We start from the raw sequence: 14,756 nt of genomic DNA on the forward strand, positions 1-14,756 counted from the left end.
GCCCGCGGCAACGAGTATACCGGCGCCCGGGCACCCCCCGGACCAGACACTGCCGCCGCAGGACACTCGCGGCACGGCGTCCGGGAAATCGGGTACTGCGGATCAGCGCGTGGATTCCGCCAGGTTTTCGTTCAGCACGATCACCGATCCCTGGAAGCTCACGTGGTTCATCTCGACGAGATCCTTCATCACGCGGCTCACCATCTCGCGCGAGGCGCCGATCATCCGGGCGATATCCTGCTTGGTGAGCCGGCGCTTGATCATCAGCCTGCCGTCGACGGTCTCCTCGGCCATGTCGAGCAGCACGCGCGCGACCCGGCCGTAGACATCCATCAGCGCCAGGCTCTCGATCTTCTTGTCGGCCTCGCGCAGGCGGCGCACGAGTTCCTTCATGAACGAAAGTGCCATGTCGAAGTTCTGAGACAGGAAGCGCTTGAAATCGTCCTTGTTCACGACGACGAACTCGGATGCTTCCATCGTCTCGATGTTCGCCGAGCGCGGGTGATCGTCGACCAGCGACATCTCGCCGAAGAACTGTCCCGGCCCGAGGATCGACAGGATGACTTCCTTGCCCTCCTCGTCGCTGATACCGACCTTGATCCGGCCCGACGCGATGATGTAGAGCGAAAGCGAATCGGTGTCGTCACCCTGCGACATGATCACCGTATTCTTCGGGCACTTCCTCTGACGCGCGGTCGACGCAAGCCTTTGCAGGTCGGATTCGGGAAGGGCCGCGAAGAACGGCACCAGACGCAGCGTGGCAATGACGGTGGGGGAAGCGGGCACGGAGAACCTCGGTCGCGGGAGCATCTGTTCGCGTGACACGCCCGCCGCCCCGTCCACCCGCCCAGGAAAGGCAGGCTGGAACGTGCAGCGAGACTCACGCGACCATCGTCGTTCAGTTCACCGGCGAGAACTGCCACCGGTCGGTTACTGCACTTACCTCTATCGACTGTCAAGTATAGCGTCAGGAGGCTGGGCGGGTAGCCGCGTGCGCAAGGAAGTGATTCACGCTTGAGACTGTCGGTCACTTATCGACCAGCGCCGCAGGCACTTTAGCGGTACCCGCCGCAGCGCCGTCCCGCACTCTCGGCCCGGCCCTCGAAAAGGGCCGCAAGCACAGCGTAACACCCTGAATTTGAAGAAAGAAAACGGCGGAATCCAGGCTGGCGATCTGCGTCGCGTGTACAATCGGGTTCTGTCATTTCGGGAGTGCACCATGTCCGCCAAGCCTGTTCGCCACATACGGCTGCTGATCCTCGGCTCCGGCCCCGCCGGCTACACCGCTGCCGTCTATGCCGCGCGCGCCAACCTCAAGCCCGTGGTGATTTCTGGCTACGCCCAGGGCGGGCAACTGATGACCACGACGGACGTGGACAACTGGCCCGCCGATGCCGATGGCGTTCAGGGCCCGGACCTCATGGATCGCTTCACCCGCCACGCCGAGCGCTTCGGCACCGAGATCCTGTTCGACCAGATCGGCAAGGTCGACTTTCGGCAGCGCCCGCTGTGGCTGGAAGGCGACAACGGCATCTACACCTGCGATGCGCTGATCGTCGCCACCGGCGCGTCGGCGAAGTACCTGGGCATCGAATCCGAGCAGGCGCTGCTCGGGCGCGGGGTATCCGGCTGCGCGACCTGCGACGGCTTTTTCTTCAAGGGCCAGGACGTCGCAGTCGTCGGCGGCGGCAATACTGCGGTCGAAGAGGCGCTGTACCTGTCGAACATCGCAAAGACGGTCACCATGATCCACCGGCGCGACCGCTTCCGCTCCGAGAAGATCCTGATCGACCGCGTGATGGAGAAGGCGAAGAACGGCAACATCCGCATCGAGTGGAACCACGAAGTCGACGAGGTGCTGGGCGACGACAAGGGCGTGACCGGCGTGCGCATCCGATCGACCGGAACCGGCGAGAAGAAAGACCTCCCTGTGCACGGCGTTTTCATCGCGATCGGCCATACGCCGAACACCGGCATCTTCGATGGCCAGCTCGAAATGAAAGGTGGCTACATCACCACCCGCAGCGGTACCGAAGGCAACGCTACCGCCACCTCGGTACCGGGCGTGTTCGCGGCCGGCGACGTGCAGGACCACGTGTACCGGCAGGCGATCACCAGCGCCGGCACTGGCTGCATGGCGGCGCTGGATGCCGAACGCTACCTCGACGGGCTGACGTAGGCGCAGCGGCCGGCAGTTCGAGTGTCCGATGGAAGACCGTTTCAGGCGGTTACGCGCGGTCACCATCGGCACGCGCGCCGGGCAGGGGCGCGGCGGCCGCGCTGCCGGACGCCCGCCACCGCTGGTGCCGGTGATCCAGCCGGCGGTCGACCTGTCCGATACGGGCCTGTTCCGAGCCGCGGTGTCCGATGCAAGCCCGCTGCCGGATACGGGACGCGTGCTACCGTCCCCGCCGCGGGTGCGCCCGCTGCCCCTGCAGCGCTGGGCAGACGACCGCGCGGCGCTGGCCGACAGCCTGAGCGACACGGTCGCCTGGGAATTCGACAACCAGACCGGCGAACAGCTGGCGTTCAAGCGCGACGGCGTGTCGCCCCTGGTGTTCCGGAAGCTGCGCCGCGGGCACTGGATCCTGCAGGGCGAGATCGACCTGCACGGAATGACCCGCGAGGAAGCGCGGGTGCACCTCGCCGCCTTCCTGTCGGAATGCACGCGCCGGGGTGCGCGCTGCATCCGGGTGATCCACGGCAAGGGACTGCGCTCGCGCAACCGGGAGCCGGTACTGAAGTCGAGGGTTGCGCACTGGCTGGCGCAGCGCGACGAGGTGCTGGCCTTCTGCGAGGCCACGCCGCGCGACGGCGGCGGTGGCGCGTTGTTCGTGCTGTTGAAGGCGCGCGAGCGATAGCCGGTCAGATCGCAGCTTCGCCGGTCTCGCCGGTGCGGATGCGGATCGCCTGCTCGACGTCGTAGACGAAGATCTTGCCGTCGCCGATCTTGCCGGTACGCGCAGACCTGTTGATCGCCTCGATCGCCGCATCGAGCAGGCTATCGGGAAGGACCACCTCGATCTTCACCTTGGGCAGGAAATCGATCGCGTACTCGGCACCGCGGTAGAGCTCGGTATGGCCCTTCTGCCGACCGAAGCCCTTGACCTCGCACACGGTGAGCCCGCTCCCACCGACCTCGGACAGCGCCTCGCGGACCTCTTCGAGCTTGAAGGGCTTGATGATCGCTTCGATCTTCTTCATCGATGGCTCCTGGCGGTGGATGGACGAACGGCGGATCAGTGGCGGAAACGGTTGGTGATCGGGTAGCGCCAGTCCTTGCCGAACCCGCGCGGGGTGACGCGAATGCCTACGGGTGCCTGGCGGCGCTTGTACTCCGCGAGACGGATCAGCCGCACGGCCTGCTCGACCGCGGCGCGATCGAAACCGGCAGCGACGATCTGCTCAGGCGACTGGTCGTGTTCGACGTAGGCCTCGATGATGCCGTCGAGGACGTCGTATTCGGGCAGGCTGTCCTGGTCCGTCTGGTCGGGCCGCAGTTCGGCGCTCGGCGGGCGGTCGATGATCCGCTGCGGGATCACCTCGCCGTTGCGGTTGCGCCAGCGCGACAGGCGGTACACCAGCGTCTTGGAGATATCCTTCAGCACCGCGAAGCCACCCGCCATGTCGCCGTACAGCGTGGCATAGCCGGCGCTCATCTCGCTCTTGTTGCCCGTGGTGAGCACGATCGATCCGAACTTGTTCGACAGCGCCATCAGCAGCGTGCCGCGGATTCGTGCCTGCAGGTTCTCTTCGGTGGTGTCGGGACGGGTACCCCTGAGTTCCGGCTCGAGCGTCTCGAGGAATGCGTCGAAAACCGGCCTGATCGCCAGTTCGCTGTATCGCACGCCGAGTATCCCGACCATCTTGCGCGAATCGTCGACGCTCATCCCGGCGGTGTACTGCGAGGGCATCATCACCGCATGCAGCTTGTCGGCGCCGATCGCATCGACCGCGATCGCGAGGGTGAGCGCCGAATCGATGCCGCCGGACAGGCCCAGCAGCGCGCCAGGGAAGCCGTTCTTGCCGAGGTAGTCGCGCACGCCCAGGCAGAGCGCGCGATAGACCTCCTCCTCGAGTTCCGGCTCGGCTGAGCAGGCCCCCTTCGCCAGCCGTGTCCCATCGAATTCGACCAGGCCCACCTGCTCTTCGAACCAGGGCATCTGCAGCGCGAGCCCGCCGCCGGCGTCGATCGCGAACGATGCGCCGTCGAACACTAGTTCGTCCTGGCCGCAGACGTGGTTCACGAACACCACCGGCAGGCCGGTCTCGGCGACCCGCTTGCGCACCACGTCGTAGCGCGCGCGCTGCTTCTGCACGTGGTAGGGCGAGGCGTTGAGCACCAGCAGGCACTGCGCGCCCGCCTCCCGCGCGGCCAGCGGCGCAGGGGCGGGGCCGGATTCGCTCGCCACCGCATGTTCGCCGTGCAGGAAGGGGCGCGGCTCGCCCTGCGCCCTGCCCTGCGGCCCCCAGACATCCTCGCAGATGTTGATGCCGAAGCGAACGCCTTCATGTTCGAACACGCAGGGCGCGGTGTCCGCATCGAAATAGCGTTGCTCGTCGAACACCGTATAGTTGGGCAGGTTGCGCTTGTGGTAGCGCGCGACCACCTGGCCACCGCGCAGCACCGAGGCGGCGTTGTAGCGGCGCCCGCCGAGCGCACGCGGATGGCCGATCACGATCGTGATGCCGGGCGCCTCGCGCGCGACGCGCTCGACTGCCTCGTCGCAGTAGCGGTAGAAGTCTTCCCGCAGCAGCAGGTCTTCCGGCGGATAGCCGCAGATCGCGAGTTCCGGCGTCACCAGCAGCGTCGCACCGGCCTGCAGGGCCTCGTGCGCCGCGCCGACAATCTTCGCCGCATTGCCCGCGAGGTCGCCGAGGGTTAGATTGAGTTGTGCCAGCGCTATCTTCACGAAAGGAACTATATCATCCAGCCAACGCCTGAAAGACCCCGGTCGACGCTGCCGCAGGCAGTCGAGGTGCACGATTCGATCGCGGGTATCGATGCAGGCGCCTGGAACCGCCTCTCCGGCGAACAGTTGTTCCTGCGCCACGAGTTCCTGCATGCGCTCGAAGCAACCGGCTGCGCGGCGCCGGCCGCCGGCTGGACACCTCGCTTCCTCACAGTGCACAGGGATGGGGCGCTCACCGGCGCGATGCCGCTTTACCTGAAAGACCATTCCTACGGCGAGTATGTCTTCGACTGGGCCTGGGCCGATGCCTATGGACGCGCCGGCATGCGCTACTTCCCGAAGCTGCTGTGCGCAGTCCCGTTCACGCCGGTGGGCGGACCGCGTCTGCTGGCCGCAACCGACGCTGACCGTGCCGCGCTGGTCGCCGGTGCGCTGGCGCTCGCGGACCGGCTCGAGGTGTCGTCGCTGCACCTGCTCTATCCCGGCCCGGCCGACCGCACCGCCCTGTCGGCCGCCGGCCTGATGGCGCGCCAGGGCGTGCAGTTCCACTGGCACAACCGGGGCTGCGCACCGGCCGGGCAGCCGACACCGGACACGGCGATGGACGAAGCCGCAGCCGGCGACGGCAGCCACTACCCCGACTTCGATGCCTTCCTCGCGACAATGAACCACGACAAGCGCAAGAAGGTGAAGCAGGAGCGACGCAAGGTGCGCGAGGCCGGAATCACCTATCGCTGGAAGCGCGGCACCGACATCACCGAAGGCGACTGGGCTTTCTTCTACCGCTGCTATGCCGACACCTACCGGCGCCATGGCCACACTCCGTACCTGTCGCCCGAGTTCTTCCTGCGCGTCGCACAGGCCCTGCCCGACCATTTCGTGCTGATCCTCGGCGAGCGCAGCGACGCCGGACGGGTGCAGCCGGTCGCCTGCGCGCTGGACGTCCATTCGGGCGACCGCGTGTACGGACGCTACTGGGGCGGCACCGAATGGCATTCCGGGCTGCATTTCGAGACCTGCTACTACCAGTCGATCGAATACTGCATCGCCAACCGGGTCGCGGTGTTCGAAGGCGGCGCCCAGGGCGAACACAAGCTCGCGCGCGGCCTGACACCGGTGGTCACCCACTCTGCACACTGGCTGGCCCATCCTCAGTTCGCACGTGCGGTCGAGGACTTCCTCGCGCGCGAGGCGCGCGGCATCGCCCACTATGTCGACGAACTGAACGAGCACGCCCCGTTCCGCGCCGCCGGCGCGCCGGCGGCCTCGGGCACATGAGCGCGCCGGCGATGCAATAATCCGGCTCCCCGCGACAGGTCGAGACGATGAACTTCTGCAGCCACTGCGGTGCAACCGTGAGCCTGAAGGTACCGGCCGGCGATGCGCTGCCGCGCTTCGTCTGTGATGCCTGCAGCACGATCCACTACCAGAACCCGAAGATGGTGGTCGGCTGCATCCCGGAATGGGAAGACAGGATCCTGCTCTGCCGCCGGGCGATCGAGCCGCGGCGCGGCTACTGGACGGTGCCGGCCGGGTTCATGGAGAACGGCGAGACCACGATGCAGGGTGCCGCCCGCGAGACGCTCGAAGAAGCCAATGCACGGGTAGAGCTGCTGCACCTCTACGCGATGTACAACATCCCGCACATCAGCCAGGTCTACCTGCTGTTTCGCGCCCGCCTGCTCGACCTGGGTTTCGGCGCGGGCGAGGAATCGCTGGAGGTGAAGCTGTTCGCCGAGGCCGAGATCCCGTGGCAGGAGATAGCGTTCGCGACGGTACGCAACACCCTCACCCACTACTTCGAAGACCGCCGGCGCGGCAGCTACGGCATGCACATCGGCACCATAGAGCCACCGCCACGGCCGGCCTAGGCCCGCGTCCCGGACCTGCCGGACGACCGCGCGGCGGACACGGACAGCGCCCGCCGCACGGCAGCGCCGGCTACATGCGCAGCAGTTTCTTCGCGTTGCCGTTCAGTATCTTGATGCGGTCTTCGGTCGACAGCGGCACGTCCTTCATCCACTCGGTACCGGGCGCGTTCTCGCAGTACGGATAGTCGATGCCGAACAGGATACGGTCGATGCCCATCTCCATCACCGTGCACAGCAGCGCGGCATGCGAGAAAGCACCGCTGGTGGTCAGCCAGAAGTTGTTGCGGAAGGTCTCGCGGAAGTACAGCGGCGTGTTGCCGGAGCGCGACATCGTCATGTCGATGCGCCAGAGCAGGAACGGCAGGCCCTCGCCGAGGTGGCCACAGATGATCTTCAGCTTCGGGTAGGTCTCGAACACCCGCGACAGGACCAGGCGCAGGCACTGGGTACCGGTCTCCACGCCGAAGCCCCAGCCCGCGTTGGTGATCGACGGGAACTCCTTCACGTAGTCCTTGTAGTAGGCCTCGATCACCGCCGGGTGCGGGCGCGACGGATGGATGTAGATCGGCACGTCGAGCTTTTCCGCGCGCTCGAAGATCGGCCAGAAGCGCTTGTCGTCGATGAACAGGCCGTTGGTCAGGCCATGCACCATCGCGCCCTTCATGCCGAGCTTCGTCACGCAGCGCTCCAGTTCGTCGGCTGCGGCCTGCGGATCGGACGCGGGCAGCGTGGCGAAGCCTGCGAAACGAGACGGGTTGCGGTCGATGATCTGCTTCAGGCGGTCGTTCACCCGCTGCGCGATCGGCACCGCAGTGGCGGCATCCAGGCGGTGCGTGCCCGGCGCGGCATGCGACAGGACCTGGATATCGACGCCGGCCTCGTCCATCAGGCGGATGCGTTCGTCGTCCATGTCGAGCAGGCGCTTGCCCATCTTCGGCTGCGCCTCGTAACCTTCGAAGAGTTTCGACAGTTCGGCATCGAAGTAATGTTCTTCAAGCGCGATGACCTGCGGGCGCTGGGTCGTAGATGCGGGTGTCGACATGGGCACGGCTCCTCGTGTGGGATTCGATGACGGCGCGAACATTACACCGACTGCGCAATCGGTGCGCGCATGGCGGGGCCGGTCAGCCCGCGCGGCGCGGCGCGACCGGGGTCAGCACGATCGCCAGGACCAGGCTGGCACCGGCCAGGGCGAGCGCAGCGCCGAAACCACCGGTCCACGCCACCATGCGCTCGGCCACCAGCGGACCGGCGACCTGCCCGAAGGCGAACCATGTCGTCATCACCGCGAACAGCCGGGTCGCGTGCGCCGGCTCGACCAGCCGCGCGACCCGCAGCGCGGTCAGCGTGACCAGTACGAAGGTGCCGCCGACCAGCACAGCCGACACGGCCAGCGCCAGCGGATGGGCCGACACCGCCGGGGCGGCCACGCCGATCGCCTGCGCGACCAGCGCAGCGCGCAACTGCCGGTCGTCGGGCGCACGCAGGCGCAGCGTGAGCAGCGTGGAGGTCGCGGCGGCCAGGCCGGCCAGCGGCCAGAAGGCCGCGTAGGCCCACTGCGCGGCAGCGGCACCGGCGAGCGCCTCGCGTGCCATCAGCGGCAGGAAGGTGGCCGGCACGATATAGGCGAAGCCGGCAAGCCCGTAGGCCACGACCAGCCGGCGGGCAGCCGCCCCGAACCGTACCCTGGCGGCCCGGGCGGTCGTCGCCCCCGCGCCAGGCCTCGGACGGTAGAAGCGCCACACGAACAGCGTCGACAGCGCGGACGCGAGCCCGAGCAGCAGCCAGGTCGCGCGTGCGCTGGCACCGGCCATCACCATGCCCATGCAGGCCAGGCCAGTGGCGGCGATGCCACAGCCGATGCCGGTGAACACGAAGGCGCCCCAGCGCGGCTCACCTGCCTCCGCCAGGCGGTTGAACATCCAGGTCGCGGCGAAGATAAGCACCCAGGCACTGGCGACACCCGTCAGGAAGCGCAAGACGAGCCAGGGCCACAGGCCGTCGACCAGCCCCATCGCCAGCGTACCCAGCGTCACGCCCACGAGTCCGCTGCGGATCGCCCGGTGGCTGGCCGAGCCCAGCAGCACCGCGAGTACCGACCCGGCGAGGTATCCGAGATAGTTGGCCGATGCGAGCGCGGCGCCCGCAGCCAGCGACAGCCCGCTGTCGGCCTGCATCATCGGCAACAGCGGCGTGAACGCAAAGCGGCCGATGGCCATCGCGACCGCCAGCGTGAACATGCCGGCCAGCGCGAGCGCGGCCGGCCCGTGCCCGGCTGGGCGGCGGCGTACGTCGTGCTGGATGTCGAAGCCGGTGATTGCCAAGCGCAGGATTCCGGGACGCACTCCCGGCGATTGCCTACAATCGAGGGAATCGAGGTCGAGGAGGCCGGGACCCGCGAGTGTACGAAGCTTCGCAGGCTTCCGCCCGCGTGCATGCATGCCTCCCGACCCAGCCCCGCGCAGCACTGCGCCCTCCGGAGGAAACGCGATGAAACCCGAGAAGCTGTCCGCCAAAGCCGCATTCCAGTGGGACGACCCGCTGCGCTTCGACGACCTGCTGTCGGACGAGGAGCGGATGATCCGCGATTCGGCACGCGAATACTGCCAGGGCCGGCTGATGCCTCGCGTGCTGATGGCGAACCGCAACGAGACCTTCGACCGCGAAATCTTCAACGAGATGGGCGAGATGGGTTTCCTCGGCGCCACGCTGGACGGCTACGGCTGTGCCGGCGTCAACTACGTGAGCTATGGGCTCATCTCGCGCGAGGTCGAGCGCGTCGATTCCGGCTACCGGTCGGCGTTCTCCGTACAGTCGTCGCTGGCGATGTACCCGATCCACGCCTACGGCAGCGATGCGCAGAAAGAGAAGTTCCTGCCGCGCATGCAGAAGGGCGAATGGGTCGGCTGCTTCGGCCTGACCGAACCCGACCACGGTTCCGATCCGGCCGGCATGACCACCCGCGGGCGCAAGGTCGACGGTGGCTACATCCTCAACGGCGCGAAGAACTGGATCACGAATTCTCCGATCGCCGATGTGGCGGTGGTGTGGGGCAAGGACGACGCGGGGGTGATCCGCGGCTACCTGGTCGAGAAGGGCATGAAGGGCTTCAGCGCGCCGAAGATAGAAGGCAAGTTCAGCCTTCGCGCATCGATCACCGGCATGCTGTCGTTCCAGGACGTGTTCATCCCGGACGAAAACGTGCTGCCGGGCGTGACCGGCCTCAAGGGTCCGTTCAGTTGCCTGAACCGTGCGCGCTACGGAATCGCCTGGGGTGCGCTCGGTGCCGCCGAGTTCTGCTGGCATGCGGCGCGCCAGTACACGATGGACCGCAGCCAGTTCGGCCGCCCGCTCGCCGCGAACCAGCTGATCCAGAAGAAGCTCGCCGACATGCAGACCGAGATCACGATCGGCCTGCATTCGGTGCTCCAGCTCGGACGGCTGATGGATGCGCACCAGCTCACACCCGAGATGGTGTCGCTGCTCAAGCGCAACTCGTGCGGCAAGGCGCTCGAGATCGCGCGTACCGCGCGCGACATGCACGGCGGCAACGGCATCGCCGACGAGTACCACGTGATCCGGCACGTGATGAACCTGGAAGCGGTCAACACCTACGAGGGCACGCACGACATCCATGCGCTGATCCTCGGCCGTGCGCAGACCGGGATCCCCGCGTTCGGCGGTTGAGCCGGCACGTGCTGTCGTCGGTCCTGCTGGCCGCCGCGCTGCTCGGCGGACTGGCTGCGGCCGCGTCGAATGCGCAGGCCGGAGACACGGCGGCTTCGATGAACGCCAGCCCCGCCGTATCCAGGGTTCCGCCCGGCCCGGGGCGGCTCGATATGCAGGCCGGCGGGCTGGCGCTCACGGTATTCACCTATCGGCCCGCGGCCGCACCGCCGCTTCCCGGATACCTGGCGGCCAACCGGCCGGTGCGTGGTCCGGTGCTGGTCGTGCTGCACGACGAAGGCGGCGACGCAAGGCGCTACCGCGACCTCGCGATCCCGATCGCCGAGGCGCACGGCTATACGATCGCCGCCCCGCAACTCGACGCCGAGCGGTTCTCGGCGTGGCGTTATCCGTGGGCAGGCGTCGCGCGGCGCACCTTTCCGGACAACGGCGTGGTGATCGAGCCGGAACCGCCCGCGCTCAGGCTCGATGCGGTGCTCTCCTCGCTGATCGGGCAACTGTGCAGCGACGGCGGCGCCCCGGTACCCCATGCCCTGCTCGGCCACGGGGCCGGCGCCGAAGCGCTGATGCGCTGGTCCGCCTTTGCACCGACCGAGGCGATGCATATCGTCGCGGCGAATCCGCGCACCACGCTGATGCCCAACCGATCGCTCGATTTCCCCTGGGGGTTCGGGCAACTGCCCGGTTCGATGGCGAGCGAACCGGCGATCCGCGCCTACCTGGCCCAGCCCCTGACGCTCGTGCTGGGCAGCAGCCGGGCCGACCGCGCCGTCGGCGGGCCGGCCGGTGATTCGCTGCTCGCGCGCGGACGCAACCTGCTCAGCGCCGGCCGGCAGGCGGCACTGGAGAGCGGGCGCCCTGTCTACTGGCGGCTGGTGGAGGTCGCCGATGCCGGCGACGACGCCGGACGCCTTTTCTCCTCGCCCGCGGTACTGCAGGCGCTACTGCCGTTCGTCGGCGATGAATGAACAAGGGACACAAGATGCGCGGTCCGCTCGAAGGTTGCAGGGTGCTCGATCTCTCTCGGGTACTGGCCGGTCCGTGGTGCGGCCAGAACCTCGCCGACCTCGGCGCGGAGGTGATCAAGGTCGAACGCCCGGGCGCCGGTGACGACACCCGCGGCTGGGGTCCGCCGTTCGCGAAGGATGCCGCGGGCGAACCGACCCGGGAGTCCGCCTATTTCCTGTCGACCAACCGCGGCAAGCGTTCGATCACGCTCGACATCGCCACGCCGGAGGGACAGGCGATCGCGCAGGAACTGGCCGCGAAATCCGACATCCTGCTAGAGAACTACAAGGTCGGTGGCCTCGCGAAGTACGGGCTCGACTATGCGTCGCTGTCGGTGACCTGCCCGAGGCTCATCTACTGCTCGATCACCGGCTTCGGCCAGACCGGTCCGTACCGCGAGCGTGCCGGCTACGATTTCCTGATGCAGGGCATGGGCGGCCTGATGAGCATCACCGGGGAACCCGACGACGTGCCCGGTGGCGGTCCGGTCAAGGCAGGCGTTGCAGTCACCGACATCATGACCGGCCAGTACGCGACGATAGCGGTGCTGGCCGCGCTGCAGGCGCGTCACTCGACCGGCACCGGCCAGTACATCGACCTCGCTCTGTTCGATGTGCAGGTGGCATACCTGTCGAACCAGGCGATGCATTACCTGGTGTCCGGCGAGATTCCGCCGCGCATCGGCAACGGCCATCCCAGCATCGTGCCCTACCAGACCTTCCGCGCGAAGGACGGCAGCATCATCGTCGCCACCGGCAACGATGGCCAGTACCGGAGGCTGTGCGCGGTGATCGGTACGCCTGCGCTGGCCGACGATCCGCGCTTCCTGAGCAACGCGGACCGCGTGCGCAACCGCGCCGTGCTGGCGCCGCTGCTGGCGGCAGCGATTGCCTGCGAGACGATGGACCACTGGATCGGCGCGCTCGAAGCCGCTGGTGTGCCCTGCGGGCCGATCAACACGATGGATCGGGTGTTCGCAGATCCACAGGCGCGCGCACGCGGGCTGGCGATGAAGCTGCCGCATCCGTCCGCCGGTGAAGTACCGACGATCGCAAGTCCGATGCGCTTCTCCGCCACGCCGGTGGAGCACCGGCGTCCGCCGCTGCTCGGCGAGCACACCGAGGGCGTGCTTGGCGAACTGCTGGGGCGCTCGGCTGCGCAGATCGAGGCATTGCGCAGCCGCGGCATCATCTGAGCCGCGGCTGGCCGCCACCGACCGGTTACTTGTCGGCGAAGAAGCGCACGCCGTAGTTGCAGGGGTTGACCTTGCAGTCTTCCATGATCACGCGCAGCGTGAAGCGGCCTGTCCACTTCGGGCGAGCGTTGACGATCGGGATGTCGTCAGTGGAAGTGTCCTGCGAGATCTCGTTGCCACGCTCGTCGAGCAGGATCAGGTCGAGGTCGCGGCAGTCGTTGTCGCACACACCGTGGATGCGGTAGTCGACTTCCTTCACCAGGAAGATCGTCCAGTCGGTGCGCTGACCGTGGCGCAGCGAACCAGTGAGGTCGCGCGAGGCCTGGGCCATGTTGCGCGCCTCCATGCGCCCACTCAGGCGCGACAACTGCGAGTCGATCGCGCTCTGCTGTGCGATGGCGGGGGTCATGCCGGCGGCGACGAAACCGGTGACGGCGAGAAAACGGAACAGTCCTTTGGTAAGCACGGGGGCCTCTGGTCTTCAGTTGAGCAAGTTCCGTTGGGGTAACGGCCTGCGACGCGGCTTCTTGAGTACCGGGCGCCAACCCGGCCGAATACGGCTCTCGAGACAACAGAGCCTAGGTTGGAATTTTGACCGATTCCGGACAATTTGTCCCCCTCAAACATCCGGCTGAACCGCTTCTTTGGAGGCGGGTACGTTCGATCCGCACTGCCGACAGCGCAGCGTCAGGTCCGGGAGCGCCACCCGGCACCGCGCGGGCGCCCATTCGCGATCGAGAGACGCCGGTTCAGCGGTCGGCGAGCAGTGCCTCGATGGCCTGCGCGGCTTCGAGCAACCAGCCGTCCCGACCCGCCGCGGCGACCAGTTGCAGGCTGGCCTGCCTCGGGTCGGCGGAGTCTGCCTCCGACGGTGGCAGTGGCAGGGGCAGGGCCAGGGCCGGATGACCGGTGTGGTTGAACAGTCGGGTATCGCGGATCAGCAGCCCGGTAAAGCCGTGATCCCGGCCCCGCAGCCGCACCTGCCGGGCGTCCACCCGCGGCGCCAGCACCGGTACCGTCGGGCACAGCAGCAGGTCCACCGAATCCAGCAGCCGGTCGATGGTGTCGCGCAGGCGCATGCGCTCGGCCATGGCGGCCTGATAGGCCCCGGGCGCCATGGCCGCACCGGCCAGCAGGGTATTGCGGACCATCAGCGGAAGCCGGGCCAGTTGCTGCGGGTCGCGCAGCACTGCGCGCCAGGCCTGTGCCGCCTCATGGCAGAACACAGTCTCGTGCACCCGGTCGAGCAGCGGATCGCCAGGCAGGTCCACCGGAGCCAGCCGCGCCCCCGCGGCCGCGAGCCGCTCGATGGCCCTTTCGATCGCCGCCGAGGTGGCCGGGTCGCACTCGGCGACGCGCGAACCTTCGATGCCGATCCGCAGCTGCCCCCAACGAAGTCCGTCCGATGGCGCCGGATCAAGCGCCGGCACACCGTCTGGATCGAGTACCTGCTGCACGCGCCGCAGGGTCGCGACATCACAGGCAATCGGCCCCACATGGTCGAGCGACGCAACCAGCGTACGCACGCCCCGTACCGGCACACGCCCCCAGGTTGGCTTGAAGCCGACCACGCCACAGCAGGCTGCGGGTATCCGGATGCTGCCACCGGTATCGGTGCCCAACGCCGCCGGCACCCAGCCGGCCGCCACGGCCGCAGCCGAACCGCCGCTCGAGCCGCCGACGGTATGCCCCGGTGCACGCGGATGGCGCACCTGTGCGGTACGCACCCCGAACCCGGCGTTGTCGGTTTCGGCGACCCCGACCACCACCGCCCCGGCTGCCTCGAGCCGGCGCACCGACTCGGCTGGCACTGCAGGGTACCAGCCAGCGAACAGGTCGAGCCCACCCCTGCAGGCGGCCGGCGGCGTGTCGATGAGGTCCTTGACCACCACCGGCATCCCGGCGAGTGGAAGTGCGCCACGCAATGCCGGCGCAAGCGCATCGAGGCGCTCCGCTGCGGCGAGCGCGGACGGCTCCGTGCGCGCGCTCAGCGCATGGAGCGAGGCATCCTCGCGGCCGATGCGCTGCAGCAGCGCTTCGATCAGCGGCCTCGCCGGCCCGCCGTCCGGGCTCATGCGCGCG

Annotated in this window: 14 protein-coding genes; 7 read left to right on the plus strand and 7 right to left on the minus strand. The window is 67.9% G+C overall.

Translation table 11 applies throughout. The features are described from left to right. Positions 1 to 102: 102 nt before the first annotated feature. On the minus strand, positions 103 to 810 hold the full coding sequence (locus ING98_07530) for a Crp/Fnr family transcriptional regulator (protein MCA3101707.1): 708 nt from the start codon (positions 808 to 810) through the stop codon (positions 103 to 105). A gap of 409 nt (positions 811 to 1,219) precedes the next feature. Between ING98_07530 and trxB the strand changes: the two genes are divergently transcribed. Together trxB and ING98_07540 are read left to right on the plus strand one after the other, a co-directional pair. Continuing rightward, on the plus strand, positions 1,220 to 2,179 hold the full coding sequence (gene trxB / locus ING98_07535) for a thioredoxin-disulfide reductase (GenBank protein ID MCA3101708.1): 960 nt from the start codon (positions 1,220 to 1,222) through the stop codon (positions 2,177 to 2,179). Positions 2,180 to 2,207: 28 nt separating this feature from the next. Further along, complete coding sequence (locus ING98_07540; GenBank protein ID MCA3101709.1) at positions 2,208 to 2,861, plus strand: Smr/MutS family protein; 654 nt, start codon at positions 2,208 to 2,210, stop codon at positions 2,859 to 2,861. A 4-nt stretch (positions 2,862 to 2,865) separates the two neighbouring features. Here the strand turns inward: ING98_07540 and ING98_07545 are convergent, their stop codons facing one another. Next, the gene (locus ING98_07545) at positions 2,866 to 3,204 is read right to left on the minus strand and encodes a P-II family nitrogen regulator (protein MCA3101710.1); all 339 of its coding nucleotides are present in this window, start codon (positions 3,202 to 3,204) and stop codon (positions 2,866 to 2,868) included. A 35-nt stretch (positions 3,205 to 3,239) separates the two neighbouring features. Beyond that, positions 3,240 to 5,066, minus strand: coding sequence for an NAD+ synthase (locus tag ING98_07550; GenBank protein ID MCA3101711.1), 1,827 nt, complete (start codon positions 5,064 to 5,066; stop codon positions 3,240 to 3,242). Here ING98_07550 and ING98_07555 point away from each other — a divergent pair. Both ING98_07555 and ING98_07560 read left to right on the plus strand, forming a co-directional pair. Next, positions 4,962 to 6,191: an N-acetyltransferase gene (locus tag ING98_07555; protein MCA3101712.1), complete on the plus strand. Its 1,230-nt coding sequence runs from the start codon at positions 4,962 to 4,964 to the stop codon at positions 6,189 to 6,191. The genes ING98_07550 and ING98_07555 overlap by 105 nt on opposite strands. A 47-nt stretch (positions 6,192 to 6,238) precedes the next feature. After that, on the plus strand, positions 6,239 to 6,784 hold the full coding sequence (locus ING98_07560; GenBank protein ID MCA3101713.1) for an NUDIX hydrolase: 546 nt from the start codon (positions 6,239 to 6,241) through the stop codon (positions 6,782 to 6,784). A 70-nt stretch (positions 6,785 to 6,854) separates the two neighbouring features. Here the strand turns inward: ING98_07560 and ING98_07565 are convergent, their stop codons facing one another. Further along, positions 6,855 to 7,826, minus strand: a complete 972-nt coding sequence (locus ING98_07565; protein MCA3101714.1) for an amidohydrolase — start codon at positions 7,824 to 7,826, stop codon at positions 6,855 to 6,857. Between the two features lie 82 nt (positions 7,827 to 7,908). Beyond that, positions 7,909 to 9,108 (minus strand): YbfB/YjiJ family MFS transporter, encoded by a 1,200-nt coding sequence (locus ING98_07570; protein MCA3101715.1) that lies wholly within the window; start codon positions 9,106 to 9,108, stop codon positions 7,909 to 7,911. A gap of 166 nt (positions 9,109 to 9,274) precedes the next feature. On the opposite strand from ING98_07570, the gene ING98_07575 reads away from it, so the two are divergent. From ING98_07575 to ING98_07585, 3 genes are read left to right on the plus strand one after another with little or no spacing between them, the layout of a single operon-like run. After that, a complete protein-coding gene (locus tag ING98_07575) occupies positions 9,275 to 10,471 on the plus strand; it encodes an acyl-CoA dehydrogenase (GenBank protein MCA3101716.1) in 1,197 nt (398 codons plus the stop codon). 8 nt (positions 10,472 to 10,479) lie between these two features. Beyond that, on the plus strand, positions 10,480 to 11,439 hold the full coding sequence (locus ING98_07580; protein ID MCA3101717.1) for a hypothetical protein: 960 nt from the start codon (positions 10,480 to 10,482) through the stop codon (positions 11,437 to 11,439). A gap of 14 nt (positions 11,440 to 11,453) precedes the next feature. Continuing rightward, positions 11,454 to 12,674 (plus strand): CoA transferase, encoded by a 1,221-nt coding sequence (locus tag ING98_07585; GenBank protein ID MCA3101718.1) that lies wholly within the window; start codon positions 11,454 to 11,456, stop codon positions 12,672 to 12,674. A gap of 25 nt (positions 12,675 to 12,699) precedes the next feature. Here the strand turns inward: ING98_07585 and ING98_07590 are convergent, their stop codons facing one another. Next, entirely contained in the window at positions 12,700 to 13,140 is a 441-nt protein-coding gene (locus tag ING98_07590) for a hypothetical protein (protein ID MCA3101719.1), read from the minus strand. A gap of 283 nt (positions 13,141 to 13,423) precedes the next feature. After that, on the minus strand, positions 13,424 to 14,749 hold the full coding sequence (locus ING98_07595; GenBank protein ID MCA3101720.1) for an amidase: 1,326 nt from the start codon (positions 14,747 to 14,749) through the stop codon (positions 13,424 to 13,426). Between the last annotated feature and the right edge of the window lie 7 nt (positions 14,750 to 14,756).

The sequence above is a fragment of the Rhodocyclaceae bacterium genome, assembly GCA_020248265.1.
Classification (GTDB): domain Bacteria; phylum Pseudomonadota; class Gammaproteobacteria; order Burkholderiales; family CAIKXV01; genus CAIKXV01.

Coding starts and splice junctions, on each gene's coding strand:
- ING98_07575 (MCA3101716.1), top strand. CDS start 9,275: ATGAAACCCGAGAAGCTGTCCGCCAAAGCCGCATTCCAGTGGGACGAC.
- ING98_07585 (MCA3101718.1), top strand. CDS start 11,454: ATGCGCGGTCCGCTCGAAGGTTGCAGGGTGCTCGATCTCTCTCGGGTA.
- ING98_07540 (MCA3101709.1), top strand. CDS start 2,208: ATGGAAGACCGTTTCAGGCGGTTACGCGCGGTCACCATCGGCACGCGC.
- ING98_07530 (MCA3101707.1), bottom strand. CDS start 810: ATGCTCCCGCGACCGAGGTTCTCCGTGCCCGCTTCCCCCACCGTCATT.
- ING98_07595 (MCA3101720.1), bottom strand. CDS start 14,749: ATGAGCCCGGACGGCGGGCCGGCGAGGCCGCTGATCGAAGCGCTGCTG.
- ING98_07550 (MCA3101711.1), bottom strand. CDS start 5,066: ATGCAGGAACTCGTGGCGCAGGAACAACTGTTCGCCGGAGAGGCGGTT.
- ING98_07545 (MCA3101710.1), bottom strand. CDS start 3,204: ATGAAGAAGATCGAAGCGATCATCAAGCCCTTCAAGCTCGAAGAGGTC.
- ING98_07565 (MCA3101714.1), bottom strand. CDS start 7,826: ATGTCGACACCCGCATCTACGACCCAGCGCCCGCAGGTCATCGCGCTT.
- trxB (MCA3101708.1), top strand. CDS start 1,220: ATGTCCGCCAAGCCTGTTCGCCACATACGGCTGCTGATCCTCGGCTCC.
- ING98_07560 (MCA3101713.1), top strand. CDS start 6,239: ATGAACTTCTGCAGCCACTGCGGTGCAACCGTGAGCCTGAAGGTACCG.